Origin of the sequence: Carnimonas bestiolae, assembly GCF_051251145.1 — a bacterium.
GTDB lineage: Bacteria > Pseudomonadota > Gammaproteobacteria > Pseudomonadales > Halomonadaceae > Carnimonas > Carnimonas bestiolae.
Genome location: NZ_JBPCZK010000018.1, coordinates 1 through 1339, shown reverse-complemented (window position 1 = coordinate 1339; position 1339 = coordinate 1). Strand labels below are relative to the sequence as shown.

The window sequence follows — 1339 nt, the reverse complement described above, 5'->3', positions numbered from 1 at the left end:
TTTTCCTCGGGGTACTTAGATGTTTCAGTTCTCCCGGTTCGCCTCCGCACCCTATGGATTCAGGTACGGATACTCACCTTATGGTGAGTGGGTTTCCCCATTCAGAGATCGCTGGATCACAGGTTATTTGCCACCTCCCCAACGCTTATCGCAGGCTTTCACGTCTTTCATCGCCTCTGGCTGCCAAGGCATCCACCGTGTGCGCTTAATCGCTTGACCATATAACCCGAAGGGGTCACCAGACCGACTTAACGGACGAATCACTGCGTTGCGCGGTGCTCGCATCCTCACATATCAACTATATGCTCCGGGTGCTGCGCGCCGTGCGCCTTGTGCTTCATTCCGTGCGTCGGCCTGAGTCATAAGAAGAACGAAGCTACTCGTTTCTTCCAGCCGATTAATCACGATTTTCGCCGGATACGCTTGAGACGTATCTCACTGCCACCACACTGGCACTCCCGCTGATAATGAGAGGGCCAATGATTTTGTGGCAGACCAGCGCTTACGTTAGACAGGCCTCCTGGTGGAGACTGTCTGCGGTAATGCTGGATTTGGCATCAGCATGATTTACATTGTTAAAGAGCGTACTGTCGTAAAGACAGTCATCGACGTCTCTTCTCTCTATGAGAGGAAAGATTTCGTGACTGGCTTCGTTCTGTGATGAAACCGAGATTTGGTGGAGCTAAGCGGGATCGAACCGCTGACCTCCTGCGTGCAAGGCAGGCGCTCTCCCAGCTGAGCTATAGCCCCAAATCGAACCACTGCGATTTTGATTTCAGGCAAGACGGAGGGACACGAAGCATACATACAGTATGTGAGTGTTCCGACAACGCAGCATCAAATCAAAATTGGTGGGTCTGGGCAGACTCGAACTGCCGACCTCACCCTTATCAGGGGTGCGCTCTAACCAACTGAGCTACAGACCCGGTATTTTTACCGGTGAAGTTCTTACCGGTCGGCTGCCGACCTCACCCGCTTTCCATTAAGGTCAGGGGGTGCGCTCTAACCAACTGAGCTACAGACCCGGCATTTTTACCGGTGAAGTTCTTGCCGGTCGGCTGCCGACCTCACCCGCTTTCCATTAAGGTCAAGGGGTGCGCTCTAACCAATTGAGCTACAGATCAGGCACTTAACCGGTAGGTTTTTGCCGGTCGGCGATCCGGCTTTTCATCGCTCTATTTCCGATCAGACAATATGTGTGGGTACTCGTCCCGAAGGACGTCGTCGATTAAGGAGGTGATCCAGCCGCAGGTTCCCCTACGGCTACCTTGTTACGACTTCACCCCAGTCATAAACCACACCGTGGTGACCGTGTCCCCGAAGGTTACACTAGCCACTT

Annotated in this window: 2 tRNA genes and 2 rRNA genes; all 4 read right to left on the bottom strand. The window is 53.2% G+C overall.

Annotated elements, in window-relative coordinates:
- Positions 1–219: ribosomal RNA gene (locus R84865_RS13235) — 23S ribosomal RNA — on the bottom strand; the annotation flags it as partial.
- A gap of 455 nt (positions 220–674) precedes the next feature.
- Positions 675–750, bottom strand: a tRNA-Ala gene (locus tag R84865_RS13230).
- A gap of 99 nt (positions 751–849) precedes the next feature.
- A tRNA-Ile gene (locus R84865_RS13225) sits at positions 850–926 on the bottom strand.
- Between the two features lie 303 nt (positions 927–1229).
- Positions 1230–1339, bottom strand: a 16S ribosomal RNA gene (locus R84865_RS13220); the annotation flags it as partial.